Genomic DNA, 25,773 nt, shown 5'->3' with positions numbered 1-25,773 from the left:
CGTCTGCCGCTACGACGTTCGACCCAGGCTGGAATCGACAGGGCGCGCTGCGAATCGGGGTTTGTCCGAGGCCGCCAGGCGAGCACGACCGGGCGCAGCCGGGCAGCATCGGGACCATGGACCTCATGACCGGATTCCCCCCGCCCGCGGACCAGCGGGCCACGCTGGCCAACTGGCGCACGCCGCCCTTCAACCGCTGGGCCTTCCATCACGTCAGCGAGCTCGTGCCGTCGGCGTTCGTGCGCGGCGCGGCGAGCGCGACCCCTTGGCAGCTCGAACCCCGGGATCTCGATGGATTCCGGCTCGAGCACCGCGGCCGCCACTTCGACTTTCGCGGCTGGCTCGACCAGACGTTCACCGATTCGTTCGTCGTCCTCAGGGACGGCAAGCTCGCCTTCGAAACCTATGCCGGCGGCCAGGACGCCGCGACGCCGCACATCTGGATGTCGGTGTCCAAGTCCGTCCTCGGACTGGTCGCCGGCATCGCGGTGGGTCGCGGTCAGCTCGACGTCGACGCGCGGCTGGAAACGATCGTCCCGGAGTTGGAGGGCAGCGCCTTCGCCGGCGCCACCGTGCGCGACGCGCTCGACATGCGCGTGGGCATCCACTTCGACGAGGACTACCACGCGAGGTCGGGCCCGATCATCGAGTACCGCAAGGCGCACCTCTGGGATCCGCTGCCCGTCGGCGAGCAGCCATCCGACCTGCGCAGCTTCCTGTGCACGCTGAAGGAGCGCGATGGCGAGCACGGCGGCCGCTTCCACTACGTCTCGCCCAACACCGACCTGCTCGGCTGGGTGCTGGAACGCGCGACCGGCACGCGCTACGCGGACCTGGTGAGCGACACGTTGTGGAAGCCGATTGGCGCCGAGCGCGACGCCTACATCACGGTCGACCGGTTCGGCGCGCCGCGCTGCGCGGGTGGGTTCTGCGCCACCCCGCGCGACATGGCGCGCCTGGGCCGGCTCTTCGTCACCGGCGGCCGGCAGGGCAGCGAACAGGTCGTCCCGGAAGCCTGGATCCGCGACATCGTCGGCTTCGATGGCGAGCAGGCGTGGCAGGCCGGCGACTTCTTCGACCTGTTCTCCCGCGCGCCCATGCACTACCGCAGCAAGTGGTACGTGCTGCACGGGCCGCAGCCGCTGGTGTTCGGCGTCGGCGTGTTCGGCCAGCACCTGTTCATCGATCCCGCCGCGGACCTCGTCATCGCGATGTGCGCCTCGCAGCCGCTGCCGCTGGACGAGAGTTTCGTCGCGCTGACGATGGCAGGCGTGGAGCAGCTGCGCGCCATCTTCCAGTGAGGCCATGTCCGCCGCCCGCCTCGCCGTGCTGACCGCCCTGGTCATGCTGGCGTTCGCCGGCAATTCGCTGCTCTGCCGCCTCGCGCTCAAGGGCACCGCCATCGACCCGGCCAGCTTCACCGCCGTTCGCATCGTGTGCGGTGCCGCGGTGCTGGTGGCGATCGCGCAGTGGCGGCGCGCACCCGCGCACCGCGCCGGGACGTGGACGGCGGCGTTCGTCCTGTTTGCCTATGCCGCGACGTTCTCGTACGCGTACGTGTCGCTCACTGCGGGCACGGGCGCGCTGCTGCTGTTCGCGGCCGTGCAGGCCACGATGATCGGCTGGGGCGTGTGGCGGGGCGAGCGCCTGGGCCTGGTGCAAGTGGGTGGCCTGGTGCTGGCCGCCGGCGGCCTCGTCGGGCTGGTATTGCCCGGCCTGTCGGCGCCGCCGCTGGGCGCGTCGCTGCTCATGATCGCGTCCGGCATCGCCTGGGGCGCCTATTCCCTGCTCGGCAAGGGCAAGGGCGATCCGACGCAGGTCACGGCCGGCAATTTCCTGCGCGGCGTGGTGCCCGCCGCGGCCCTGGCACTGCTCACGCTGGCGTCCGCCACCTGGGACCCGCGCGGCGTCGCCTACGCCACTGCGTCGGGGGCGCTCACGTCGGGGCTTGGATACGTACTCTGGTACTCGGTGTTGCCCAGGCTACGGGCGACCAACGCGGCCATCGTGCAGCTGAGCGTGCCGGTGATCGCGGCGTTCGGGGGCGTGCTGTTCCTGTCCGAAGGGCTGAGCTTGCGGCTGGCGCTGGCGTCGGTTGCGGTGCTGGGCGGCATTGCGCTTGTCATCGCGGCACCGCGCCCGGCACGCCCTGCCTGACCGCTGTGCAGCGGGATGGATTCCGGTTAGCGCCGGAATGCCTGGTCGGGGGTGTCCTTGCGGTTGTCGAGAATCGCCTCGCTCGTTCGTCGTGCTGGCGGGCGGGTCCGATCGGGGCCCGCTCACCAGCAACAAGGAAAGGCGACATGAAACTGCTTCTGACCTCCGCAGGCATCCACAACCCCAGCATCCGCGAGGCGCTCGTCGGCCTGCTCGGCAAGCCCATCGCCGACAGCCATGCCCTGTGCATCCCGACGGCGGGCTATGGCCATCCGATGATGTCGCCGCTGCACTCCTGGCGCTTCGTCAGCGGCCAGGAGGCGCGGTGCCCGATGACCGAGCTCGGGTGGAAGTCGATCGGCTTGCTGGAGCTCACGGCGCTGCCGACCTCATCTCGCGAGCGCTGGACGTCGTGGGTGCGCGAGGCCGACGTGCTGCTGGTCAACGGGGGCGACGCGCTGTACCTGGCGTACTGGATGCGGCAGTCCGGCCTGGCGGACCTGCTGCCGGCGCTCGAGCGAACGGTCTGGGTCGGCCTGAGCGCCGGCAGCATGGTGATGGCGCCGCGCGTCGGCGACTTCTTCATCGAGGCCAGGCCGCCCCTCACGGGCGAGGACCGCGCGCTGGGGCTGGTCGACTTCTCGATCTTCCCGCACCTGGCGCATCCGGACCTGCCCGACAACTCGATGGCCAATGCGGAGCGCTGGGCCGCCGACATCGGCGGTCCGGCCTACGCCATCGACGACGAGACGGCGATCGAGGTGGTCGACGGCCGCGTGCGCGTGGTGTCCGAAGGCGCCTGGAAGTACTTCCCGGGGTGAAGCGTGATCAGCGCGGCAGCGCGTCGTGCACGGCCTGCTTGAACCGCGGCCAGTAGGGCAGGCCGGAGCCCAGGTAGCGCTGCGTCATCAGCACCAGCCCGAACTTGTCCTTGGGCGCGAGCATCCAGCGCGTCGCCGACATGCCGCTCCATTGCACGTCGCCGGGCTCCGCGGCCGGATCGGCGTCGGTGCGTTCGCGGAACACGGAAGCAGCGAAGCTGTGGCCGCGGCCGGGCAGGGTGGAGTCGGGGAACGCCATGGGCATTCCCGGCGGCAGTTGGTCCAGCGTCACGTAGCGCATCGTGTCCGGCTGCAGCAGAGGGGCGCCGCCGCGGGCCAGCGCCTGCACCAGCCGCGTGTAGTCGTCCAGCGAGGACACGAGGCCGCCACCCGGATTCAGGCGCGCCACCGGCTTGCGGTAGGCGCCTTCGTAGGGAAGGTGCTCCGCGTTGCGGAGCCCCGGTTTGGACGGGTCGGCCGCATCGCCGACGTAGTGCGTGGCCAGCCGGTGCTGCTGCTCCGCCGGCACCCAGAAGGCCGTGTCCCTCATGCCGAGCGGCTCGTACAGGTGCCGCTGGAAGTACTGGTCCAGCGGCAGGCCCGACACCACTTCGACCAGGCGCCCCACCACGTCGGTCGACACGCCGTAGTGCCACGCCGACCCGGGCTCGAACAGCAGCGGCAGCGTGCCCAGCGCGTCCATCTGTTCCGCCAGCGTCGTGAACGGGCTGCTGACCTTTGCGGCGGCGTAGGCGCGGGCGATCGGCGTCTGTGGTGCGAGGAAGGAGTACGTGAGGCCCGCGGTGTGCGTCAGCACGTGGCGCACGCGCACCGGTTCGCGCGCGGGCTTGGCCGAGTCGAGCGGCGCGTCGGGAGCGGCCAGCACCTGCAGCTTCGCGAGCGCCGGGATGTAGTCACCCACCGGGTCGTCGAAGCCGAACTTCCCCTGTTCCCACAACTGCAGCGCCGCGATGCTGGCGAGCAGCTTGGTGCACGAGAAGATGCGGAACAGGTGGTCCTCGCGCATCGGCTCGCGGCGCTCGAGGTCCGCGAAGCCGACGCAGCGGCGGGCGACGACTTCGCCGCCGCGGATGATCGTGTAGTTGAAGCCGGGGAAGCGGCCGCCGTCCACTTCGTCCTGCAGGGCGGCGTCGATGGTGTCGAACTGCATGGACGAACTCTAGCCGCATCGGCGTGGTTCAATGTGCTCCCAGGAGACATGCACGCTGGGTTGGCAGATCGCATGCGGGGAGGGGACATGATGGGACTTCGTCGTTGGTGGTGCTGCTGCGCCGTGCTCTGCATGCTGCTGGCTGGCTGCACCCAGGCCAACTTCCTCGATTCGATCGCTACGCACGACCAGCAGTCGGCCGCGCGCACGACCATCGACCAGCTTCGCGCCCGCAACTTCATTGCGATCGAACCGACCCTGGACCCGTCCGTGTTCGGTGCCGAGCCGCGCGTGCTGCTGCAGGAGATGGCTGCGCACGTGCCTGCGGAAGCCCCGAAGTCCGTCAAGCTCATCGGGGCCTTCAGGCAGATCTCCAACGGCGTCGAGCGCCTGAACCTGTCGTTCGAATACGAGTACGCGAGCAGCTGGATGCTGGCGAACGTGGCGACCGAAAGCCGGGCGGGCCGTCGCACGATCATCGGTTTCAACATCTACCCGCGGACGCAGTCGCTGGAGGACGAACACCGCTTCCGTCTGGCGGGCAAGCCGCTCCCGCACTACCTGGTGCTGGCGGCCGCCGTCGCCGCCGGCGCCTTCTCCGTCGCGGTGGCCGTCGTGTGCCTGTTCACGCGCGCGCTTCCACGCCGGTGGCTGTGGACGCTGGCCAGCCTGGTGGGGCTCACACAGTTCGCGTTCAACTGGACAACGGGGCAGTGGGACTTCAAGCTGTTCTTCTTCAACGTTCCGCCCGTCGGTGCTTTCGCTCCCGTCTACGGTCCGTGGATGGTGACCGTGGCGCTGCCGGTCGGCGCTGCGATTGCGCTCGTCAAGCGCGCGCGGGCGCTTCGTCGCGCGGCTGCCCCGTCCTGAAGCTAGGGCTTCACGAACCGCAGCACGAATTCGTCCTTGGGCATGGCGGGCTCCGGCGTCTCGCGGTCGCGCGGGTCGTTGGGGTTGCGCAGGAAGTCGCCGCGGCGCTCGAGGCGGAAGCCGGCAGCTTCCACTTCGCGCACGACGAACGCCTCCTCCACGCGGTGCAGCGTGCCCGATTCGGAGATGCCGGTGCCGGGACGGCCCGAGTGGTCGGCGATGACGTAGCTGCCGCCGGGCTTGAGCGCCTCGAAGACGGCGCGATTGAGCCTGGTGCGATCGACGCCCATGTGGCCGAAGTCGTGGTAGTTGAACATCAGCGTCACGAGGTCGAGGCGGCCATGCGCTTCCGCCGGCACCGGGTCGTCGAACGGCCGCACCACCGGCACCAGCACGCCCGCGAGTGCGGGGTTCGCAGTCCGCTGCGCGAGTGTCGGCATCGGCGCCGGTCCGGTGCTGGTGGGAGGGGGCGGCGTCGGTGCATTGGCCGGCGGCGGCAGGCGTTGCGCGTACACCTTGCCCGAAGGCCCGACCGCGCGCGCCAGCAATTCACTCGTGTAGCCGCGTCCCGCACTGATGTCCGCGACCACCATCCCCGGCTGCACGCCGACGAAGGCCAGCGTCTCGACCGGCTTGCGGCGCTCGTCGTTGCGACGGTCGGCGGCCGCGCGGTCGGGCGCCGCGACGATCGCCGCGTAGCGCGCAGGGTCGACGGGAGGCGCCGGGGGCGGCGGCGTGGTGCAGGCGGCCAGCAGGCACGCGAGAAAGGCGGTGGTGACGAGGCGCATGGGAATCTCCTGGTCGGTGGGGACATTGTGCGGCTTCGTCATTCCCGCGAAGGCGGGAATCCACCGCGTCCGCCTTCGATCGCGATTCGAGTGGAAGCGATGGGTCCGCGCCTCCGCGGGGACGACGGACCCAGTCGTAGACTGTCGGCAGCCCGTCCGCCATGTCCCACCCGCCCGCAGCCCCCTACCGCGGCGATTTCATCGCCTGGCCGGGCGTGTGCGGCTTCATCGGTGAAGGTGGTGCCGGCGGGCCGGCGATCCAGCCGCACGCGCACTACGCGATCCAGCTGGCTCTGGGCGCACCGAAGGGCTTGCGCGTCCAGCACGGCCGCCACGCCGAGTGGCAGGCGTGCGCCGGCGCGCTGGTGCCTTCACGATCGACCCACACCATCGACGTCACCGCCTGCGAATTCAGCCTGGTGCTCTTCATCGAACCCGAAACGCCCGCCGGCCGCGCGCTGGCGGCGCGCCTGCAGGGTCGCCCCGAGCTGTTGCCCGATGAGGTCCTCGCCTGCAGCGACCGCCTGGCCCATGCGTGGCGCGTCGAGCGCAGCCACGACGCGGTGCGCGAGGTGTGCACGCAACTGCTGCAATCGCTGTCCGGGACGGCGGCGCCGCAGCCTTCGGACCCGCGCGTGCTCGCGGCCATCGAACGCATCCACCAGCACGTCGTCCAGCCCATCACGTTGCCGGAGCTTGCGCAGGCCGCGCACCTGTCGCCCGGCCGCTTCCGGCACCTGTTCGTGGAGCAGACCGGCATGCCGCTGCGCACCTACGTGCTTTGGCGGCGGCTACTGCACGTCTGGACGCTGCTCACCGAAGGTGAATCGCTGGCCGGCGCGGCGCACGCGGCGGGCTTCGCCGATTCCGCGCACCTGTCGCGCACCGCGCGCACCATGTTTGGCCTGCCGCCGTCCGTGTTGCAGGTGAAGGGGCCGCTCAGCACCGCGCGACGGGAAGCGGCGCTTCAGCGAGCCACGACGACAGGACCCGTCAGCGTCTGGAGGAAGGCCGCCAGGTCGGCCACATCCGCCGGCGACAGCTGAATCGGCCGCCGCTCGGCGTGCTGCTCGCCGGGCCGCGCGAGTTCGCTGTGGCCCAGCACCGCCTTCGGCGACTCCGCGTAGTGCTGCACCACTTCACGCAGCGAGGCGAACTGCCCCGCGTGCATGTACGGCGCGCGCTCGGCGACGTTGCGCAGGCTCGGCGTGCGGAAGGCCGCCAGCTGCGCCGCATCGTCGGCCGCGAGGAACTGCAGCTCGCCGCATTGCCCCGGCTTCGCATCGCTGTAGCGTCCCAGGCAGTTGAACTCGTCGGCCAGCAGCTTCTTCACCCCGTCGGCGCGGCCGCGATCCGGCTTCGCGCGATCGAGCGGCGGAACGCCCGTGTTGTGGAAGGCGTGGTCCGTCATCAACGGGCCGTTGTGGCAGGTGACGCACTGGCCCTTGCCGAGGAACAGCCGCAGCCCGCGCACCTCCTGCTGCGACAGCACGTCCTGCGCGCGCGCATCGCCGCTGACCGTCGCCTGCGCGTACCGGTCGAAGCGCGACTCGCCGACCGAGATCGTGCGTTCGAAGGCCGCGATCGACTTGCCCATGTTGGCGAACACGCGGTTCACGGCGTCGCGCTTCCCGGGTGCCAGCGCATTCCAGGCGGCGCGTTCGGCGTCGGTGCCGTTGGGGGACGCATCGGCCGGCAACGCGGCCAGGTCGGGCAGGGGACCGAACACCTGCTGGTACTGCGCGCGGTATTGCTCCTGCACCAGGCGCACGAAGCGCACGCGGTTGCCGCCGTGCTCGGCGGCGTCTTCCAGCGGGCCGAGCGCCTGCGACCACGCGCTGTCCTTGCGCCCGTCCCAGAACAGGAAGGGCGAGTGCATCGCGCCGGCCACCGGCATCGTGCGCCGCTTGCCGGTGCCGACGCCCTGGCCGAGCGGGCGCCCGTCCTGGAACTGCTTGTCGGCCGAGTGGCAGCTGGCGCACGACACCTGGCCGTTGCGGCTCAGGCGCGTGTCCTCGAACAGCGCGCGGCCGAACGCGGCGGCGTCCGTGCGCTGCTCGTAGGCGTTGGACGTATCGGTGCGGCGCGGCCCCGCTTCCTTCAGCCGCATCGACGCGAGCAGCGCCACCTCCTCGGCGTTCCAGCGATCGCGCATTGCGGCACTGCCTGCCGATTGCGCCGCGACCGCCGTCACGACGAGGGCAGCGAGGAGGGCGAGCACCCTGGCGGCCCAAGGCAGGCGCACGGTGAACGCGGCGCGGTTCATTGCCGCACCGTGGGCGGGTTCACGACGGTGTTGAACGTGACCTGGTCCGCGCCTTGCGGGCCGCGGATGTCCAGCTTCACTTCCCACCAGCCCGTCATGCTGAACTTCATGCCCTCGAGCTGGTAGGTGCCGTCGGCGAGTTCGCGCGTCACGCGCGGCTTGGTCGGCAGGCCGTGGCCGTGCTGCGGCATGCCGCCGTCCACCGCGAAGGTGGCGCCGTGCACCGGCTGCCCCTGCGGCGTCGCGAGCTTGACGGTCCAGCTGTGCATCTGGTTGATCGCGGGCGCCTGCGCGGGCGGCACGAGCGCCACGCGGTAGGTGCCGGCCTTCGTCGGCTTGTCGAGCGCGAGGTCCAGGTCCTTGGGCGTCGCGCAGCCCGCAACGGCGAGGGCGGTCGCCGCGACGACACCGGCGATCGCCGCCGCAGCGGCGTCGCGCCAGCCGTGGCGCGGTGCCCCGCCACCCGCGGCTTCGAGCGCCTGTTGCAGGTCCGGCGCGATCGGCATCGGCTTCCAGCCCGGCACGTCGGCGCCGCCGGTGTTGCCGCGGGGCACGAAGCCGATCGCAGTGAGCAGCGCGGCGCCGACGAGGCGCCAGCCCTGGCCGAATGTTTCCTGCCCGAGGCCGTGGCGGACGGCGAAGCGGGCCATGCGCCAGTGCACCCGCACGTGCTCGATGGTGGCGGGCTGGCCGAGCACGTGCGCGCGCTCGAGGTGGCGGAAGGCGGTGTCGAACTGGCCGCGGGCTTCGGCGGCGACGGCCGCGTCGAGTTCGGCCTGCACGAAGGGGCGGATGCGGGTGGCGAAGGTCGTCATGGGTGTGCTCCTGGGGTGGGGATTCGATGCCCAGGAGTCTCCGCCGCGCGGGCGCGCGGGTCTTGAACGCAGCGGCTGCCCGCGCAGCCCTTTCGTTCAAGCGCGGGCTACAGGTTGGTCTGGTCCGCCGGTGTCGACGCAGGCAGGGTCACGCCTTCGCCGCTGCCGTCCACCAGCGGCGCCCGCCAGTCCAGGCCCGTGGTGAAGCTGGTCATCGTCAGCGACCCCATGGCGCCGCCGGTCACGAAGGGGTGCGACGTCTCGCCCGCCTGCGCGCAGAGGCCCGCGAAGTAGTAGAGCGGCATGAAGTGCTCGGGCGTGGGTGCGCTCATGGCGTAGTCCGGATGCCGCGGCGCGTCGACCAGCGCGGCGGGGTCGATGGCCATCACGCGCTGGACTTCCGCATCGAACCGCTCGGCCCAGTCGAACGCGCCTTCCGGATGGCGCCGGTCCATCCGCCGCAGGTTGTGCACGACGTTGCCGCTGCCGACGATGAACACGCCGCGTTCGCGCAGCGGCGCCAGGGCGCGCCCGATCTCGACGTGCCGCTCGGGCGGCTCCTCCGCATGCAGCGAGAGTTGCACGACGGGGATGTCGGCATCGGGGGCGACGTGCGCGAGCACGGACCATGTGCCGTGGTCCAGGCCCCAGCTCTCCTGGTCCAGCACCACGTGCTTGGTGCCGAGCAGCCCCTCGATCTCGCGCGCCACGTCCGGCGCGCCCGGGGCCGGGTAGTCGAACTCGAACAGTTCGCGAGGGAAGCCGTAGAAGTCGTGGATGACGCGCGGCCGTTCCATGGCCGTCACGGCGGTGGCCTTGATGAACCAGTGCGCGGAGATGCACAGGATCGCGCGCGGCCGCGGGAGGCGCCGGCCCAGGTCGCGCCAGGCTTCCGTGAAGCGGTTGCGCTCCAGCGTGTTCATCGGGCTGCCGTGGCCGATGAAGGCGGCAGGCATGCGCAGCGGTGTCGCTTGCGTCGTGGCTTCCATGGCGAACCCCTCGTGCCGATCGTGCTGGCGGCGCTGGCCAGTCTACGGCTGCGACACGATGCGCGACAGGGCGCCATGGTGGGCCAGCTCACGCAACAGGACCACGTCGGCGACCCGCTCGGGGTCGCTGGCCTGGCCGCGTGCCACGGCCTCATGCATGCGGGAGAACTCGGCTTCGACCTGCTCGACCGTGAGGCCCCCGTCCACACCGGACAGCGCGCGAGCGCGGCCGCACGGGTCGTGGAGGCGCAGCTCGAGCGAGTGCAGCCGGCGCGCGAACGGCATCAACCAGTCCTCCGAGCGCTCGATGGCCATTTCGATGCCCGCTTCGCGCAGCCGGTCGCCCGCGGCGGGCAGGAGGACGGCAGCGCCGCCTTCGAGACGCGACACGACCTCGCCGTCGAGCCGCAACTCGTACGCATCGGGCAGCAGGCAGAGGACCAGGTCGGGCATTCATCGGCCACTCTACATCGCGCGCCGCGGGCGCATCGCCACCTGCTACGCTGGCCCGCATCCATGGACGACAACCAGATCCAGCCGCCGCCGTCCTTCGTGGTGCTGTTCACCACCCCCGGCGGCCACCGCCTCACCGAACCGATGGCGCACGTGCGCGAGCGCTACGAGCTGTGCGAGGACATGGCGCAGATGCTCACCGAGCAGGCCGGCACGCTGCAGTTCAAGACCGGCGGCAGCGAGCGCGACGTGCTGTCGGCGATCGCCCAGGCGCTGTCGGGCGACGAGGCGCCGCTCGATGCCGGGGAAACCGGCTGGGTGCTGTCGCGGCTGGCGGAGCTGCTGGGGTGGGAGCCGTTGCCCCCAGCACCGGACCGCTGAGAATCGTCGACCCCGCGGAGCCGGGGACCCACCGCTTCCATGCATTCGAAGCCGGAAGCGGTGGATTCCCGCCTCGGCGGGAATGACGGATCAGGGCGTCTCGACGCGCCCGTCCGGGTGCCGCGCGAAGCGCTTGATCTCCGGCCCGTGCACTGGCGCAGGCGTGTCCCACGGCCAGCCGCCGAACTGCGTGCGCTGGTAGTCGCGGAACGCCTGCATCACCTGCTCCTGCGTGTTCATCACGAAGGGGCCATGCTGCGCCACGGGCTCGCCGATCGGACGGCCCTGCAGCAGCAGGAGTTCGGCGCCCTCGCTGCCGGCCACCAGCTCCACGGACGCGGACGCCGTGAGCTCCAGCCCCGTCGCGTCGGCCACCTGCGTGCCGGCGACCTGGCCCGCGCCACGGAACAGGTACAGCACGCGCCGCGTTCCCGCGCCTTGCGACGGCGGCAGCGTCCAGCGCGCACCGGGCTCCATGCGGATCGTCCAGATCGCGACGTCGGCGTTCTCGCGCGAGGCCCAGGAGTCCTTCGGCGGCGCCAACGGCCGACCTGCGCCGTCGAGCGCACCCGCGACCACGCGCACGTGGGTCGTGCGGCCGGCGTCGTCCTTCGCCGCCAGCTCCGGGATGTCGCCGGACCAGAACATCGTGAACGCGGGGTCGGCCAACTTCGACGCGCCCGGCAGGTTCAGCCAGATCTGGAACAGCTCGGCCGGGTTCGGCGCGTCCTCGCGCAGCAGCGGGAAGGTCTCCGAGTGCACGACGCCGCGGCCCGCGGTGAGCCACTGCACGTCGCCCTGGCCGTAGCGCGCGGCGGCGCCGAGCGAGTCGGCGTGGTCGACGTAGCCGCTGCGCATCACCGTCACCGTCTCGAAGCCTCGGTGCGGGTGGCCCGGAAAGCCCGGCACGTCCTCGCCGTGGTACATGCTCCAGCCGTCCTTGCCGCTGAAGTCAGCGCCGATCGAGCGGCCCTGCAGCGAGGCGTTCGGCCCGAACTTGCCGTTGCCGGCCGGGTAGTGGTCCACGTGGTGCACGCAGAACAGGAACGGGTCGAGGGTGGGCCACACGCCGGGGCCGAGCGCGAACTGGCGGAGGATGGGGGAAGTGGTCATGGGTGGAAGATAAGTGCTGCGGGGCCGGCGACAAGTCCTGCCGGTGGAACGCTGAGTTCCGCGGCTAGAAGCGCTCTTGCGGCGCGAGGTAGCGCCACTGTCCGGCCGGCAGCGCGGCCATCGGCACGCGGCCGATGCGGATGCGGCGCAGCGACGTCACGCGCAGCCCGACCTGCTCGCACATCCACGGCACGACCTCGGGGCGGATGTTCTTCAGGGCGAAGCGCAGCCGCTGCTCGCTCTGCCAGCTCACCTTGGCCGGCGGAAGGCGCTGGCCTTCGAACAGCAGGCCGCCGCCCGACAGCCGCTCCAGGCCACCCGGCGCGATGGTGCCGTCGACCTGCACGACCAGTTCCTGCTCCAGCAGCGCCGCGTCCTCGCGCAGCTTGCGCACGATGCGCCCGTCCTGGCTGAAGACGCACAGGCCTTCGGCGGCGGGGGGCAGGGGCAGCAACTCCTGCAGGCCGACCGCATGGCTCTTGAGGCGGCGGATCCCGGACGTGTCGCCGTCCCAGTGGGCCGAGGCGGCCAGCAGCGCCAACGCGTCGGCGGTGGCAATGCCCGCCGGCTTGTGCAGCAGCATCGTCGCGGGCATCGGCGGTTGCAGCTTTGCCTTCGGGTCGACCTCGACGCGTTGTCCGGGCAGCACGCGCGCCTGCGGTTCCTCGACGATTTGCCCATCGACGCGCACCCAGCCTTCGGCGACGTACTGCTCGGCCTCGCGGCGCGAGCAGGGCACGAGGGCGGCGACGACCTTGGCGATGCGTTGCGGTTCGTCAGCCATGGGCCACCGCCGAGAAGAAGGCCAGCTTGTCCGCGCGCGGCAGCGCCTTCAGGCGCAGTTCCGCGCGCAACGCGTCCCCCTTGTTCGGGTACTCGCGGGCCGCGAGAACGCGCAGCGGCGGCCGCGCCCGCGTGAACTTCGCGCCGGTGCCCCAGAGGTGCTGGAAGAAGCGCTGCTCCACGTCGCGCGCGATGCCGGCGTAGTACACGCCGCCCTCGCACTCGAGCAGGTAGAGCCAGTAGGGCAGGTCGGCTTGCGCGCGCGGTTCGTCCATGGCCCGCATTGTCGCGGGCGAGGCGGCTCGTTCAGGACGGCCCGTAGCCGGGCTTCTTGTACAGCCGGTCCATCGCGGGGGCGATCTCCGGTTTGTAGACCTGCTGCATCCACTCGGCAGACGCGACCTCCTCGATCGCGACCGAGATGGAGTCCTCGGTGGAACCGCAGTTCTTCTGCAGCGCCGCAACGATGTCGCGCGCGAGATCGGCCTTCTGCTGCTCGCTCCGGCCCGGCCAGAGCTTGACGACGACGTGGGGCATGGAACCTCCTGCTGGGGCGCGCAGCATCCCATGCCGGGCTCCGGCTGTCGAGCCGACGCAGCGCCCCGCGGCGCCGACGCCCTTCCCCGGCCGATGCCTACAGGCCGGCCCCGCCGTCGCGTTCAAGCTTGCCCGTTTCGCGCTCAGAAGCGCGAGGACCCCCATGGATTCCAACGACGACCTGTCCATCAGCAGGCGCAACCTCCTGCTCGCCAGCGCGGCCACGGCCGCGGTGGGCGTGCCCGCCGGCTCGGCCGCGCAAGGCGTACCGCAGCTGCAGGAGCCGCCACTGTCCACCGCGCGCGTCACGCTGGACGTGAACGGCACTGCCCGCACGCTCGAGCTGGACACGCGCACCACGCTGCTCGACGCACTGCGCGAGCACATGCACCTGACGGGCACCAAGAAGGGCTGCGACCAAGGCCAGTGCGGGGCCTGCACGGTCCTGGTGGACGGCCGCCGCGTCGTCTCGTGCCTCACGCTGGCGGTGATGAACGAAGGCGCGAAGGTGACGACGATCGAGGGCCTGGGCACGCCGGCCAGGCCGCATGCCCTGCAGGCTGCGTTCGTGAAGCACGACGGCTTCCAGTGCGGCTACTGCACGCCGGGACAGATCTGCTCGGCGGTCGGCATGCTGGACGAGGTCAAGCGCGGCGTGCCCAGTCATGCGGCCGAAGACATCGTCGCCAAGCCGCTGCTGTCGGCCGCCGAGTTGCGTGAGCGCATGAGCGGCAACCTCTGCCGGTGCGGCGCGTACTCGAACATCGCCGAAGCGATCGGCGAGGTCGCGGGAGCGAAGGCATGAAGGCGTTCAGCTACGAGCGCGCCGCCACGCCGGCGCAGGCCGCCGCCGCGGCAACGAAGCCGGGCGCGAAGTTCGTCGCCGGCGGCACCAACCTGCTGGACCTGATGAAGCTGCAGATCGAGGCGCCCGTGCACCTGGTCGACATCAACGGCGTCGGCCTCGACAAGATCGAGCGCACGCCCGACGGCGGGCTGCGCATCGGCGCGCTGGTGCGCAACGCCGACCTCGCGACCGACGCGCGCGTGCGCAAGGACTACGGCGTGCTCGCCCGCGCGCTGGTGGCCGGCGCTTCGGGCCAGCTGCGCAACATGGCCACCACCGGCGGCAACCTGCTGCAGCGCACGCGCTGCCCCTACTTCTACGACACCAACATGCCGTGCAACAAGCGCGTGCCGGGCAGCGGCTGCTCGGCGATCGGCGGCTTCAGCCGCCAGCACGCGGTGGTCGGCTCCAGCGATGCCTGCATCGCGACGCACCCGAGCGACATGGCCGTCGCGATGCGGGCGCTCGACGCCAGCGTTGAGGCAGTGAACGCGGCGGGCCGCATGCGCGTGATCCCGATCGCCGATTTCCACAAGCTGCCGGGCAGCACGCCGCACATCGAGACGGCGCTGGAACCCGGCGAGTTGATCACGGCTGTCACGCTGCCCGAGCCGGTCGGCGGGCGGCATCTCTATCGCAAGGTGCGCGACCGTGCCTCGTATGCGTTCGCGCTGGTGAGCGTGGCCGCGATCGTGCAGAAGGACGGCACCGGGCGCGTCGCCCTCGGCGGTGTCGCGCACAAGCCGTGGCGTGTGGAGGCGGCCGATGCGCTGCTGCCGCGCGGATCGAAAGCGGTTGCGGATGCGCTGTTCAATGGTGCGCGACCTACCGAGCAGAACGCCTTCAAGTTGCCATTGGCCGAGCGCACCATCGCCGCCGTGCTGGAGCAGGCGAGGGGCCGCGCATGAAGTTCGACACCCCCGCCACCACCAACCCGATCGACCAGGGCAAGGTCGTCGGCCAGCCGGTCGACCGCATCGACGGCCTGCTCAAGGCCACCGGCACCGCGCCGTACGCGTACGAGCGCCACGACGTGGCGCCGAACGCGGCCTACGGCTGGATCATCGGCGCCGCCATCGGCAAGGGCCGCATCAAGTCGATGGACCTCGACGCGGCGCGCCGCGCGCCCGGCGTGATCGCCATCGTCACCGCGCAGGACGCGGGCCCGCTCGGCAAGGGCCGGCGCAACACGGCCAAGCTGCTCGGCGGGCCGGAGATCGACCACTACCACCAGGCCGTCGCCGTCGTCGTGGCCGAAACCTTCGAGCAGGCGCGCGCCGCGGCGTCGCTGGTGCGCATCGACTACGAGCGCACCGACGGCCGCTTCGACCTGGCCAAGGGCAGGGACGGCGCGATCGAGCCCGGGAAGGAGGAAGCGGACACGGCGGTCGGCGACTTCGCCGGCGCGTTCGCGTCCGCCGAAGTGAAGGTCGACGCGACCTACACCACGCCCGACGAGTCGCACGCGATGATGGAACCTCACGCGACCATCGCGGCGTGGAACGGCGACCAGCTCACCGTGTGGACCTCGAACCAGATGGTCGACTGGGGCCGCACCGACCTGGCGGCCACGCTGAAGATGCCCAAGGACAAGGTGCGGCTGGTGTCGCCCTTCGTCGGCGGCGGGTTCGGCGGCAAGCTGTTCCTCCGCGCCGACGCGCTGATGGCGGCGCTGGCCGCGCGCGCCGCGCGGCGGCCGGTGAAGATCGCGCTGCAGCGGTCGCTGATGCCGAACAACACGACGCACCGGCCGGCGACCATCCAGCGCGTGCGCATCGGGGCTCGGCGCGACGGCACCATCACCGCGATCGCGCACGAGGCCTGGTCGGGCGACCTGCCGCAAGGCGAGCCCGACAGCGCCGTGCACCAGACGCGCATGCTGTACGCGGGCGCCCATCGCATGACCGCGACGCGGCTGGCCACGCTGGACCTGCCGGAATCGAACGCGATGCGGGCCCCCGGGGAAGCCACCGGCCACATGGCGCTCGAAATCGCGATGGACGAACTCGCGGAAGCGCTGGGCATGGACCCGGTGCAGCTGCGCATCAGGAACGACACGCAGGTCGTGCCCGACTTCACCGGCGGGAAGGCCAAGGACGACCCGCAGGGGCAGAAGGGCGACTCGTCCAAGGGCGGCGAGCCGCGCGCCGGCCATCCGTTCTCCAAGCGGCAGTTCGTGCAGTGCCTGCAGCTCGGGGCCGAAAAGTTCGGCTGGAACAAGCGCGTCGCCCAGCCGGGGCAGGTGCGCGATGGCCGCTGGCTGGTGGGGCTGGGCATGGCGGGCGCGTACCGCGGGGCGCCGACCACCAAGTCGGCAGCGCGCGTGCGGCTGGATGCGCGCGGCATGGTCATCGTCGAAACCGACATGACCGACATCGGTACCGGCAGCTACACCATCCTCGGCCAGACCGCCGCCGAGATGCTGGGCGTGCCGCTGCGCAGCGTGTTCGTGCGCCTGGGTGATTCGGACTTCCCGGTGTCGTCCGGGTCGGGCGGGCAATTCGGCGCGGCCAGTTCGACGGCGGGCGTGTACGCCGCCTGCGTGAAGCTGCGCGAGGCGATCGCGCAGCGCATGGGCGTCGACCCGGCGGCCGCGAGCTTCGTCGATGGCCAGGTGCGCGCGGGCAGCCACAGCGTGGCACTGCGCCAGCTGGCCGCGCAGGGCGAACTGGTCGGCGAGGACGCGATGGAGTTCGGCGAGCTGTCCAAGAAGACGCAGCAGGGCACCTTCGGCGCGCACTTCGTCGAGGTGGGCGTGGATGCGTTCACGGCCGAAGTGCGCGTGCGCCGCATGCTGGCCGTCTGCGCCGCCGGCCGCATCCTGAACCCGAAGACGGCGCGCAGCCAGGTGATTGGCGCGATGACGATGGGTGTCGGCGCCGCGCTGATGGAGGAACTGGCGGTCGACAAGCGCCTGGGCTTCTTCGTCAACCACGACCTCGCCAGCTACGAGGTGCCGGTGCATGCGGACATCCCGCACCAGGACGTGATCTTCCTCGACGAGGTCGATCCGATGGCGACGCCGCTGAAGGCCAAGGGCGTGGGCGAACTGGGCATCTGCGGCGTGAGCGCCGCGGTGGCGAACGCGATCCACAACGCGACCGGCGTGCGCGTGCGCGACTACCCGATCACGCTGGACAAGATCCTGCGCGGGCGCTCGCCCGTGGCCTGACGCCGTCGCGTGCGGCACACTGGCGGCGCCGGCCACGCGGCCGGGAAGGGGATCGCGCATGCGCCGCTGGTTCGCCCGTTTCCTGGTCACCCAGCTGGTGCTGGCCGTCGTCGCGGTGGTGGTCGCCTGGTGGATCCTGCAGCAGCCGCCCTTCGGTGCACCGATGGAGGGCGCCCGCCTGGCCCGCGCGCAGGCCAATCCGCAGTGGCGCGACGGCCGCTTCGTCAACCTCGAGCCCGAGACGCCGACCAGCCTGGCGTCGATGGGCGACTACCTGGTGCGCCAGTTCTCCGGCGACGAGGTCCGCGAGCCGCCCAAGCCGCTGCCCATCGTCGCCGTCGACAAGGCGGCGCTGGCGGCGCCGCCCGCAGCGAGCGGCTTGCGCGCGTTCTGGCTCGGGCACGCGAGCACCTTCGTCGAGATCGACGGCCAGCGGCTGCTGCTCGATCCGGTGTTCGCCGATGTCGTGTCGCCGTTGCCCGTCGGGCCGCACCGCTTCCACGAGCCGCCGATCGCGCTGGCCGACCTGCCCAAGATCGACGCCGTGCTGGTCTCGCACGACCACTACGACCACCTGGACATGGACACGGTGCAGTTCCTTGCGCAGCGCGGCACGCGCTTCTTCGTGCCGCTGGGCATCGGCGCGCACCTGCAACGCTGGGGCGTGCCGCCGGCGCAGATCGCGGAGCTGGAATGGTGGCAGGAAAGCCGGCTCGGTGAAGTACGCATCGTCTCGACGCCGACTCGGCACTACTCGGGCCGCGGAATCAACGACCGCAGCGCCACGCTGTGGACCAGCTGGTCGGTGGTCGGGCCGCAGCACCGCTTCTTCTACAGCGGCGACACCGGCTACGCGAAGGTGTTCCAGGAGATCGGCTCGCGCTTCGGGCCGTTCGACATGGCGTTCGTGAAGATCGGCGCGTACGGCCCGGGCCAGTCGTGGACCGACATTCACATGACCCCCGAGCAGGCGGTGCAGGTGCACCGTGACGTGCGCGGCAAGCGGATGGTCCCGGTGCACTGGGCGACGTTCAACCTCGCGTACCACGACTGGGACGAGCCGATCCGCCGCACGGGGGCTGCGGCCTCGAAAGCGGGCGTGGAACTGGCGACGCCGCAACTGGGCGAGTGGGTCGACGTCGGCCAGCCTCCGCCGACGGTGCGCTGGTGGGAGCAGGTGCGCTGAGCGCCGCTCAGTGCAGCCCGGTGGCACGCCACCCGAGCAGCACGATGCAGGCGATCCCGAGCAACAGCGACAGCGCCTTCCAGAACAGCACCGGATCGCGTTCGGCCAGCGCTGGCTTGCGGAGGGTCGGTGCATGCGGGGGCGGGTGGCTCAGCGCATGCACGAATTCGTCGGCATCGGCAAAGCGTCGCGAGGCATCGGGATGCAAGGCCTTCACCAGCGCGTCGTCGATCCACGCGGGAACGTCCGGCCGCAGCGGCCCCAGCGGCCGGTAGCGCATGCGGCGCTGCGCGGCTTCGCTGCGGTCGCGCGCCATCGTGGTGTCGTACGGCAGCTGGCCGCACAGCAGGTGGTAGGCGAGGGCGGCGAGCGAGAACAGGTCCGACCGCGCCGAGCCCGGCGCACCACGCAGGCATTCGGGCGCCATGAACTGCAACGTGCCTTCGACGCGGCCGTCGCCGTCGCGATCGTCGTGCAGCCCCGCGACCTGCACCGAGCCGAAGTCGATGATCCGCGCCGTGCCCGTCGCGTCGACGATCACGTTCTCGGGCCGCAGGTCGCCGTGCACCATCGCCAGCCGGTGCAGCGCGCGCAGGCCGCGGGCGAGTTGCGCCACCAGCGAACGCACGGAGTCCAGCGCGGGCTTGGGATGGTCCAGGCGCCACTGCGCCAGGGTCGGTCCTTCGAGGTACTCGAACGCGACGTACAGGCTGCTGCGCGGCTGGTCGAGGCGGCGCGGCTGCAGCAGGTGCGGGCTGGAGACGCGCCGCGCGACCCATTCCTCCAGCAGGAAGCGCTCGCGCCAGCGTGCGTCGTCCCCGGCTTCGGTGGACGGCACCTTGAGCGCGACCCGCTCCTGCGTCGTCTCGTCCACCGCGAGCCAGACGTGGCTGCGCGCCGACGCGTGCAGCGGCCGCACGATGCGCAGGCCGTCGACCAGCATGCGGGGCGATAGCTCGGGCGGCAGGGGCAGGGCGGCGGCGAGTTGCTGCAGCTCGCTGCGCTCGGCCGCCGGCACCTGGTCGATGCGCACGATCTGCGCGGTGACATTGTCGTCGCTGCCGGCGTCCAGCGCCGCCTGCACGATGGCAGTGGCAGCCGCCTGCGGGTCCGCATGCGAGGCGAGTAGCGCCGCAATCGCGCCTGGCCGCAGGAACGCATGCACGCCGTCGGTGGCCAGCACGAACGTATCGCCCTCCGCCAGCGGCAGCATGCGGTGGTCGATCTCCACCTGGTCCGCGATGCCCAGCGCTCGGCCGAGGTAGGTGCGGCCGCCGCCGGCAGGCAGGCTGTGGTCGATGGTGAGCGGCTCGAGCGACGTGCCGTGCAGCTGCCACACGCGCGCATCACCGACATGGAAGACGTGCGCGGTGCGTCCGTGCAGCACCAGCGCGCTGAAGGTGCACACCCAGCCGCGGTCCTTGTCCCAGCGGCCGGCCCCCTGCTGCGTCTGCGCGAACAGCCAGCTGTTGATGGCCGCCAGCACGCGCTGCGCCGAGTGGCGGACCGACCAGGCGTCCGGCGTGCAGTAGTAGTCGTCGAGGAAGCCGGTGACCGCGCACTGGCTGGCGAGATGGCCCGCCTCGCTGCTGCTGATGCCGTCGGCCAGGGCGACGACCACGCCCTTCGCCGACAAGGCGGCACCGGTGGGAACGGCGGCGCCGCAGCAATCCTGGTTGCCGGGCTTGCGGCCGGCGTCGCCGTGCTGGCCGACGCGCACCCGCAGCCCGGTGGCCGCCATCAGGCGACGCGCTTGAGCAGCGCCGCGCCTTCAGTGTCGCGCTTGGGCGCCGTGCGCAGGTGCGTGGCGTACAGCGTCAGGCCGGTGAATGCGAGGCCGCCCACCAGGTTGCCCAGCACGGTGGGGATCTCGTTCCAGACCAGGTAGTCGAGGATCGTGAAGTGCGCGCCGAGCAGCAGGCCCGAGGGGAACAGGAACATGTTCACGATGGAGTGCTCGAACACCATGTAGAAGAACAGCATGATGGGCATCCACATCGCGATGACCTTGCCGCTGACGTGCGTGGAGATCATGGCGCCGACCACGCCGGCCGAGACCATCCAGTTGCATAGCATGCCGCGGACGAACAGCGTCAGCATGCCGGACGCGCCGTACTTCTGGTAGCCCAGTGTGCGGTTTTCGCCCACCACGCCGATCGCCTTGCCGACGGCGTTGGGCTCGGTGGAGAAGCCGTAGGTGACGTAGATCGCCATCATCACCGCGACGGTGAACGCGCCGGCGAAGTTGCCGCAGGCCACCAGGCCCCAGTTGCGCAGCACGCCCTGGAGCGTGACGCCGGGCCGCTTGTCGATCAGCGCCAGCGGCGCCAGCACGAACACGCCCGTGAGCAGGTCGAAGCCGAACAGGTAGAGCATGACGAAGCCGACCGGAAACAGCACCGCGCCGAGCAGCGGCTGGCCGGTCTGCACGTTGATGGTGACGGCGAACCAGGCCGCGAGCGCGAGGATGGCACCGGCCATGTAGGCACGCACGAGCGTGTCGCGGGTCGACATGAAGATCTTGGATTCGCCGGCATCGACCATCTTGCTGACGAATTCGGCGGGCGCGAGGTAGGCCACTTGGACACTCCTTGAAAGGGAGAAGGACAGGAAACGGCGTGCGACCCGGTGGCTGGATGCACTGCGCTGTGCATCGGGGCGCACGCCGTTGTGCGCTGGTGGCGACGGCTCATCGCCGCGCCGCAGTGGCCGAGATCGGATGGGTTCTCGCAAGCACCGTGCCAGTCGCCGGGGCCCGGCCGCGCTGTCCTGCCTGGGGCACGATGCACGCGCCGGGTGCGGGAAGACCGCCATGCGCGCGCCCCGCGCCCCGCGCCGGGGCGCTCTACACTCCGGCCTTTCGTCGTTCCGGCAGGAGTTCCATGACCCCCACGCGCAAGCCCGTCACCCTGCACCGCCTGCGTGCGATGCACGGCGACGGCGAGAAGATCAGCATGCTCACGTGCTACGACGCGACCTTCGCGCGCGTGCTCGACGATGCCGGCGTCGACTGCCTGCTCGTCGGTGATTCGCTGGGCATGGTGCTGCAGGGCCACACCAGCACGGTGCCGGTCACGCTCGAGGAAATGGCCTACCACGTGCGCTGCGTCGCGCGCGGCAACCGCACCGCCTGCGTCATCGGCGACCTGCCGTTCGGCAGCTACCAGTCGTCCATCGCGCAAGCGATCGACAGCGCGTCGGCGCTCATGCAGGCGGGCGCCCACATGGTCAAGCTCGAGGGCGGCGGCTGGACCGCGCCGGTCGTGCGCGCGCTGGTCGAGCGCGGCATCCCGGTCTGCGCGCACCTCGGCCTGACGCCGCAATCCGTCCACGCGCTGGGCGGCTGGCGCGTGCAGGGCCGCGAAGAGAGCGGCGCGGCCACGCTGATGGCGCACGCGAAGGAACTGGCCGACGCCGGCGCCACGATGCTGGTGCTGGAACTCGTGACGTCGGCCGTCGGCACCGAGGTCACCAAGGCGATCGGCATTCCCACCATCGGCATCGGCGCCGGCCCCGACTGCAGCGGCCAGGTGCTGGTGCTGCACGACGCGCTCGGGATGGCCGAGAGGCCGGCGCGCTTCGTGCGCAACTTCATGGCCGAAGGCGGCGGCATCACGGAAGCCGCGCGCCGTTACGTCGCGGCGGTGAAGGATGGCAGCTTCCCGGAGACGGGCACGCACACGTACTGAACCGCATGCGCATCGTCCACACCCTGCCCGAATTGCGCGAAGCGCTGTCCGCTCACCGCGCGCCGGCCGTCGTGCCGACCATGGGCAACCTGCACGCCGGCCACCTGGCGCTGGTGAAGCAGGCCAAGCCGCTGGGCGACGTCACCGTGGCCAGCATCTTCGTCAACCGGTTGCAGTTCCTGCCGCACGAGGACTTCGACCGCTACCCGCGCACGCTGCAGGCCGACGCCGCGCAGCTGGAATCGGCGGGCTGCGACCTGGTGTTCGCGCCGGCGGAGGACGAGTTCTATCCGGAGCCGCAGACCTTCAAGGTGCATCCGGACCCGAAGCTCGCCGACATCCTGGAGGGGCAGTTCCGTCCCGGCTTTTTCACCGGCGTGGCGACGGTGGTCACCAAGCTGTTCATGGCCGTGCAGCCACGCTTCGCGGTGTTCGGGAAGAAGGACTACCAGCAGCTGATGGTGATCCGCCAGCTGGTGCGCCAGTTCGCGATGCCCATCACCATCGTGGCGGGCGAGACGCAACGCGCGGACGACGGCCTGGCGCTGTCATCGCGCAATGGGTACCTCTCTGCAGCCGAGCGCGCCGAGGCCGTGCAGCTGTCGCTGGCGTTGAAGCGCATGGGCGAGCAGGTGCGCGCCGGCGTCGATGTCGGGCGCGTGGAAGTCGAAGCGATGGCCGCCCTCGAGCAGCGCGGCTGGAAGCCCGACTACATGGTCGTGCGCCGCCGCGACGACCTGCAGGCGCCGGCCGCCGGCGATACGTCGCTCGTTGCGCTCGGCGCCGCCAAGCTGGGCGCCACGCGCCTGATCGACAACCTGGAGTTCTGAAGCGGCACCCTACACTGGGGGCCATGCCTTCTCCCGATCCCGCGCAGCCCCCGGCGCCCAGCGCGCCGCAGCCGCTGGCAGGCGTCCGCGTCGTCGAATTCACCCACATGGTCATGGGGCCGATCTGCGGCCTGGTGCTCGCCGACCTCGGCGCCGAGGTCATCAAGGTCGAGCCGGTGGACGGCGACCGCACGCGGCACCTGCTGGGCGCGGGCGCCGGCTTCTTTCCGCTGTTCAACCGCAACAAGAAGAGCATCGCGTTGGACCTGCGCACGCCCGAAGGGGTGGAAGTCGCTCGCAAGCTGTGCGCGGGCGCCGACGTCGTCGCCGAGAACTTCAAGCCCGGCACGATGGTCAAGTACGGGCTGGACTACGCCAGCCTGTCCGCCACCAACCCGAAGCTGGTGTACGTGAGCCTGAAAGGCTTCCTGCCCGGCCCGTACGAGCACCGCACGGCGCTCGACGAGGTGGTGCAGATGATGGGCGGGCTGGCGTACATGACCGGCCGCCCGGGCGATCCTCTGCGTGCCGGATCGAGCGTGAACGACATCATGGGCGGCATGTTCGGCGCCATCGGCGTGCTCGGCGCGCTGCTACAGCGGGGCATCACGGGCCGCGGCATGGAGGTGCAGAGCGGCCTGTACGAGAACAACATCTTCCTGGTGGGCCAGCACATGATGCAGTTCGCCATCACGGGCCAGCCGCCCGCGCCGATGCCCGACCGCATCTCGGCCTGGGGGGTGTACGACGTGTTCACGGTGAAGGACGGCGAGCAGATCTTCCTGGCGGCGGTCAGCGACGCGCAGTGGAAGGTGTTCTGCCAGGCGTTGGGCTTCGACGACCTGCTGGCGGACGCGGCCTACGCCACCAACAACAACCGCGTGCGGATGCGGCCCACGATGATGCCGATCCTGCGCGAGCGGCTGGCGCAGCGTACGGCCGACGACCTCACGCGGATCTTCGAAGCGCACGGGCTGCCGTTCGCGCCGATCCGCAAGCCCGAGGAGTTGCTGGACGACCCGCACCTGCTGGCCACCGGTGGCCTGGCCGACGTGCGCCTGACCGATGGTCCCAAGGCGGGCGAGATGGCCAAGGCGACGCTGGTGCCGTTCACGCTCGATGGCCAGCGGCTCGGCGTGCGCATGCACCCGCCGCAGATGGGCGAGCACGGCGACGAGGTGCTGCGCGGGCTCGGGTATTCGGACGCGGACATCGAGCGGCTGCGCGCGCAGCACGTGGTCGGCTGAGCGCTGGCTAGCATCGCGGCTTCACGACAGGAGGGCACCATGGACAAGCGACACTTCCTCGGCACGCTCGCCGCCGGCGCGGCGCTGCCGCTGGCAGGCGAGGCGGCGCCCCGGCTCCCGGGCAACAAGGGCCCCACGCTGCTCACCGTCACGGGCGCGATCAACCGCACGAACCGCGGCCCCTTCGACGGCGTGCTGGACCAGATGATGGCCAAGCAGAAGCTCGCCTTCGACAAGGCGTACGCGTTCGACTTCGCCGCGCTGGCTTCGCTGCCCGCCGTCACGATCCGTCCGACGCTGGAGTACGACAGCAAGGTGCACCAGTTGAAGGGACCGCTGCTGGCGACGGTGCTGCGAGCCGCCGGCGCGACGGGCAGCAACGTGCTGATGCGAGCGGTCGATGGCTACGCGCCCGGCATCAGCGTCGCCGACGCACAGAAGTACCGCTTCATCGTCGCCACGCACCTGGACGGCAAGCCCATGCCGCTCGGTGGCCTCGGCCCGCTGTGGGCCGTCTACGAAGCCGACCAGTTCCCCGAGATGGCCGCCAAGCCCGTCGACCAGCGCTTCGCGCAGTGTCCCTGGGGGCTGTACCACGTGGAAGTGAAGGCCTGAGGTTCACACTGGTTGTCCTTGCGGGCTTGACCCGCAATCCACGCGAAGGGGCGATAGCCCCGCATGGATTCCGGCCTTCGCCGGAACGACAACCGCCGGCGTCCTGCCACGCGCCGGCTCGTTCGTCAACGCCCTGCATGCGTGATGACGCGCCGCGCGCGGCGCGCGACAAACGCGACTGTCTTCACAAGGAGCGACAGACGCATGCAAACCATTGAATCGAGCACCTTGCGCCGGCGCGGCTGGCTGGCGCTTTGCATCGGCTCGCTGCTCGCCGCGTGCGGCGGCGGCGACCCCGGCACCGCCGTGTGGGACCAGGTCGCGTGGAACGACGCCACCTGGCAATGAGAACCATCGAACCAGGAACATCCACCATGCAAGTCCCGCACATCTTTTCCCCCGGCTTCCCGTCCAAGGCGAACGAAGTCAACGAGAACTTCGCCGCGCTGGCCGCAGCCATCACCGACCTGGAGGCGCGCGTGGCCGCCGTGGAAGGCGCCGCGCCGATCCCGGGCAAGTACTTCCTCATGGGATACCAGACCGGCCTGATCCCGGGTGGGCCGGGCGGCGCCGTCATCGAAGGCATCGTCTACACCGGCAACCTGACGCTGGGTGACGGCACCACCTCCGGCAACGTGTCTGCGGCGATCACCGAGTCGAAGAACGAACTGCACATCAGCCCGAGCGGGTCGGGGCGGCAGTTCGTGCAGACGCCGGAAACGATCGAAGGCAGCTGGAACACCACCAGCGGCGCCGCGCTGGCGCTGGTCATGCCCAGCGATCCGGGCCAGCCGCCGCGCACGCTGCGCTTCGCGCGGGGCGCCGGCCGCCTGTTCATCGGCAACCACCTGAACGCTGGCGACGGCTCCAGCGTGATGCTGTTCCTGATCCGCACGGGCAACCTCTGATCCGGCCGCGGGAGCGCTGGGGGCCGAATGCGAGCGGCGCATCGTGGCCTGGCCCGCCAAGCGCGGCGGAACGCGTCGGTGCGGTGCCGACGCACCGGAAGGCAGCCGTCCTGCCCAAGGTGCCGCCAGGTGCGG

Annotated in this window: 28 protein-coding genes; 16 read left to right on the top strand and 12 right to left on the bottom strand. The window is 71.1% G+C overall.

Going from position 1 to position 25,773, the window contains the following annotated elements; all coding sequences use genetic code 11:
• Positions 1 to 125 precede the first annotated feature (125 nt).
• From I8E28_RS15320 to I8E28_RS15310, 3 genes are all read left to right on the top strand, one after another.
• Positions 126 to 1,301: a serine hydrolase domain-containing protein gene (locus tag I8E28_RS15320; protein ID WP_200788929.1), complete on the top strand. Its 1,176-nt coding sequence runs from the start codon at positions 126 to 128 to the stop codon at positions 1,299 to 1,301.
• A gap of 4 nt (positions 1,302 to 1,305) precedes the next feature.
• Positions 1,306 to 2,157 carry a DMT family transporter gene (locus I8E28_RS15315; RefSeq protein WP_200788928.1) on the top strand — a complete coding sequence of 284 codons (852 nt, stop codon included), beginning with the start codon at positions 1,306 to 1,308 and terminating at the stop codon, positions 2,155 to 2,157.
• 146 nt (positions 2,158 to 2,303) lie between these two features.
• Complete coding sequence (locus I8E28_RS15310) at positions 2,304 to 2,978, top strand: Type 1 glutamine amidotransferase-like domain-containing protein (protein WP_200788927.1); 675 nt, start codon at positions 2,304 to 2,306, stop codon at positions 2,976 to 2,978.
• A 7-nt stretch (positions 2,979 to 2,985) separates the two neighbouring features.
• Here the strand turns inward: I8E28_RS15310 and I8E28_RS15305 are convergent, their stop codons facing one another.
• On the bottom strand, positions 2,986 to 4,149 hold the full coding sequence (locus tag I8E28_RS15305) for a serine hydrolase domain-containing protein (protein ID WP_200788926.1): 1,164 nt from the start codon (positions 4,147 to 4,149) through the stop codon (positions 2,986 to 2,988).
• 90 nt (positions 4,150 to 4,239) lie between these two features.
• Between I8E28_RS15305 and I8E28_RS15300 the strand changes: the two genes are divergently transcribed.
• The gene (locus tag I8E28_RS15300) at positions 4,240 to 5,019 is read left to right on the top strand and encodes a hypothetical protein (RefSeq protein WP_200788925.1); all 780 of its coding nucleotides are present in this window, start codon (positions 4,240 to 4,242) and stop codon (positions 5,017 to 5,019) included.
• Positions 5,020 to 5,021: 2 nt separating this feature from the next.
• Here I8E28_RS15300 and I8E28_RS15295 read toward each other — a convergent pair whose 3' ends face one another.
• Positions 5,022 to 5,807, bottom strand: a complete 786-nt coding sequence (locus I8E28_RS15295; protein WP_200788924.1) for a class I SAM-dependent methyltransferase — start codon at positions 5,805 to 5,807, stop codon at positions 5,022 to 5,024.
• Positions 5,808 to 5,968: 161 nt separating this feature from the next.
• Between I8E28_RS15295 and I8E28_RS15290 the strand changes: the two genes are divergently transcribed.
• Positions 5,969 to 6,853 (top strand): helix-turn-helix domain-containing protein, encoded by an 885-nt coding sequence (locus I8E28_RS15290; RefSeq protein WP_200788923.1) that lies wholly within the window; start codon positions 5,969 to 5,971, stop codon positions 6,851 to 6,853.
• Here the strand turns inward: I8E28_RS15290 and I8E28_RS15285 are convergent.
• From I8E28_RS15285 to I8E28_RS15270, 4 genes are all read right to left on the bottom strand, one after another.
• A complete protein-coding gene (locus tag I8E28_RS15285; protein WP_200788922.1) occupies positions 6,775 to 8,073 on the bottom strand; it encodes a cytochrome-c peroxidase in 1,299 nt (432 codons plus the stop codon). The genes I8E28_RS15290 and I8E28_RS15285 overlap by 79 nt on opposite strands.
• Positions 8,070 to 8,888 (bottom strand): DUF3703 domain-containing protein, encoded by an 819-nt coding sequence (locus tag I8E28_RS15280; protein WP_200788921.1) that lies wholly within the window; start codon positions 8,886 to 8,888, stop codon positions 8,070 to 8,072. The genes I8E28_RS15285 and I8E28_RS15280 overlap by 4 nt, the downstream gene beginning before the upstream one ends.
• Before the next feature lie 107 nt (positions 8,889 to 8,995).
• A complete protein-coding gene (gene ygiD / locus I8E28_RS15275) occupies positions 8,996 to 9,877 on the bottom strand; it encodes a 4,5-DOPA-extradiol-dioxygenase (protein WP_200788920.1) in 882 nt (293 codons plus the stop codon).
• A 42-nt stretch (positions 9,878 to 9,919) separates the two neighbouring features.
• The gene (locus I8E28_RS15270) at positions 9,920 to 10,330 is read right to left on the bottom strand and encodes a hypothetical protein (RefSeq protein WP_200788919.1); all 411 of its coding nucleotides are present in this window, start codon (positions 10,328 to 10,330) and stop codon (positions 9,920 to 9,922) included.
• A 63-nt stretch (positions 10,331 to 10,393) separates the two neighbouring features.
• On the opposite strand from I8E28_RS15270, the gene I8E28_RS15265 reads away from it, so the two are divergent.
• Positions 10,394 to 10,711 carry an ATPase with chaperone activity gene (locus I8E28_RS15265; protein ID WP_200788918.1) on the top strand — a complete coding sequence of 106 codons (318 nt, stop codon included), beginning with the start codon at positions 10,394 to 10,396 and terminating at the stop codon, positions 10,709 to 10,711.
• Between the two features lie 90 nt (positions 10,712 to 10,801).
• Here I8E28_RS15265 and I8E28_RS15260 read toward each other — a convergent pair whose 3' ends face one another.
• The 4 genes from I8E28_RS15260 to I8E28_RS15245 all read right to left on the bottom strand — a co-directional run bounded on the left by I8E28_RS15260 (position 10,802) and on the right by I8E28_RS15245 (position 13,144).
• Complete coding sequence (locus I8E28_RS15260; protein WP_200788917.1) at positions 10,802 to 11,824, bottom strand: pirin family protein; 1,023 nt, start codon at positions 11,822 to 11,824, stop codon at positions 10,802 to 10,804.
• Positions 11,825 to 11,888: 64 nt separating this feature from the next.
• Entirely contained in the window at positions 11,889 to 12,608 is a 720-nt protein-coding gene (locus I8E28_RS15255; protein ID WP_200788916.1) for an RNA pseudouridine synthase, read from the bottom strand.
• Complete coding sequence (locus I8E28_RS15250) at positions 12,601 to 12,882, bottom strand: GIY-YIG nuclease family protein (protein WP_200788915.1); 282 nt, start codon at positions 12,880 to 12,882, stop codon at positions 12,601 to 12,603. The genes I8E28_RS15255 and I8E28_RS15250 overlap by 8 nt, the downstream gene beginning before the upstream one ends.
• Positions 12,883 to 12,913: 31 nt before the next feature.
• On the bottom strand, positions 12,914 to 13,144 hold the full coding sequence (locus I8E28_RS15245) for a tautomerase family protein (protein WP_200788914.1): 231 nt from the start codon (positions 13,142 to 13,144) through the stop codon (positions 12,914 to 12,916).
• A 163-nt stretch (positions 13,145 to 13,307) separates the two neighbouring features.
• Here I8E28_RS15245 and paoA point away from each other — a divergent pair, with 163 nt between their 5' ends.
• The 4 genes from paoA to I8E28_RS15225 are packed head-to-tail and all read left to right on the top strand — an operon-like array spanning position 13,308 to position 18,349.
• Positions 13,308 to 13,949: an aldehyde dehydrogenase iron-sulfur subunit PaoA gene (paoA, locus tag I8E28_RS15240; RefSeq protein ID WP_200788913.1), complete on the top strand. Its 642-nt coding sequence runs from the start codon at positions 13,308 to 13,310 to the stop codon at positions 13,947 to 13,949.
• Positions 13,946 to 14,899 carry an FAD binding domain-containing protein gene (locus tag I8E28_RS15235; RefSeq protein ID WP_200788912.1) on the top strand — a complete coding sequence of 318 codons (954 nt, stop codon included), beginning with the start codon at positions 13,946 to 13,948 and terminating at the stop codon, positions 14,897 to 14,899. The genes paoA and I8E28_RS15235 overlap by 4 nt, the downstream gene beginning before the upstream one ends.
• Complete coding sequence (locus tag I8E28_RS15230) at positions 14,896 to 17,163, top strand: xanthine dehydrogenase family protein molybdopterin-binding subunit (RefSeq protein ID WP_200788911.1); 2,268 nt, start codon at positions 14,896 to 14,898, stop codon at positions 17,161 to 17,163. Before I8E28_RS15235 ends, I8E28_RS15230 begins: the two co-directional genes overlap by 4 nt.
• 58 nt (positions 17,164 to 17,221) lie before the next feature.
• Positions 17,222 to 18,349 carry an MBL fold metallo-hydrolase gene (locus I8E28_RS15225; protein WP_200788910.1) on the top strand — a complete coding sequence of 376 codons (1,128 nt, stop codon included), beginning with the start codon at positions 17,222 to 17,224 and terminating at the stop codon, positions 18,347 to 18,349.
• 7 nt (positions 18,350 to 18,356) lie between these two features.
• Here the strand turns inward: I8E28_RS15225 and I8E28_RS15220 are convergent, their stop codons facing one another.
• Entirely contained in the window at positions 18,357 to 20,090 is a 1,734-nt protein-coding gene (locus tag I8E28_RS15220; RefSeq protein WP_200788909.1) for a bifunctional protein-serine/threonine kinase/phosphatase, read from the bottom strand.
• On the bottom strand, positions 20,090 to 20,929 hold the full coding sequence (locus I8E28_RS15215; protein ID WP_200788908.1) for a formate/nitrite transporter family protein: 840 nt from the start codon (positions 20,927 to 20,929) through the stop codon (positions 20,090 to 20,092). Before I8E28_RS15215 ends, I8E28_RS15220 begins: the two co-directional genes overlap by 1 nt.
• 302 nt (positions 20,930 to 21,231) lie before the next feature.
• Here I8E28_RS15215 and panB point away from each other — a divergent pair, with 302 nt between their 5' ends.
• The 6 genes from panB to I8E28_RS15185 all read left to right on the top strand — a co-directional run bounded on the left by panB (position 21,232) and on the right by I8E28_RS15185 (position 25,638).
• Positions 21,232 to 22,038 (top strand): 3-methyl-2-oxobutanoate hydroxymethyltransferase, encoded by an 807-nt coding sequence (gene panB / locus I8E28_RS15210; RefSeq protein WP_200788907.1) that lies wholly within the window; start codon positions 21,232 to 21,234, stop codon positions 22,036 to 22,038.
• Positions 22,039 to 22,043: 5 nt separating this feature from the next.
• Positions 22,044 to 22,868 (top strand): pantoate--beta-alanine ligase, encoded by an 825-nt coding sequence (gene panC, locus I8E28_RS15205; protein WP_200788906.1) that lies wholly within the window; start codon positions 22,044 to 22,046, stop codon positions 22,866 to 22,868.
• Positions 22,869 to 22,891: 23 nt separating this feature from the next.
• On the top strand, positions 22,892 to 24,115 hold the full coding sequence (locus I8E28_RS15200; protein WP_200788905.1) for a CaiB/BaiF CoA transferase family protein: 1,224 nt from the start codon (positions 22,892 to 22,894) through the stop codon (positions 24,113 to 24,115).
• 39 nt (positions 24,116 to 24,154) lie between these two features.
• A complete protein-coding gene (locus I8E28_RS15195) occupies positions 24,155 to 24,730 on the top strand; it encodes a putative pterin-binding protein (RefSeq protein ID WP_200788904.1) in 576 nt (191 codons plus the stop codon).
• Positions 24,731 to 24,934: 204 nt separating this feature from the next.
• A complete protein-coding gene (locus tag I8E28_RS15190; protein ID WP_200788903.1) occupies positions 24,935 to 25,078 on the top strand; it encodes a hypothetical protein in 144 nt (47 codons plus the stop codon).
• A 26-nt stretch (positions 25,079 to 25,104) separates the two neighbouring features.
• Positions 25,105 to 25,638, top strand: a complete 534-nt coding sequence (locus I8E28_RS15185) for a hypothetical protein (RefSeq protein ID WP_200788902.1) — start codon at positions 25,105 to 25,107, stop codon at positions 25,636 to 25,638.
• Positions 25,639 to 25,773 lie beyond the last annotated feature (135 nt).

This window comes from Ramlibacter algicola (assembly GCF_016641735.1).
In the GTDB taxonomy this organism is placed as follows: domain Bacteria; phylum Pseudomonadota; class Gammaproteobacteria; order Burkholderiales; family Burkholderiaceae_C; genus Ramlibacter; species Ramlibacter algicola.
Note: the sequence above shows the minus strand (reverse complement) of the source record. Positions and strands in the feature narration are given on the sequence as shown.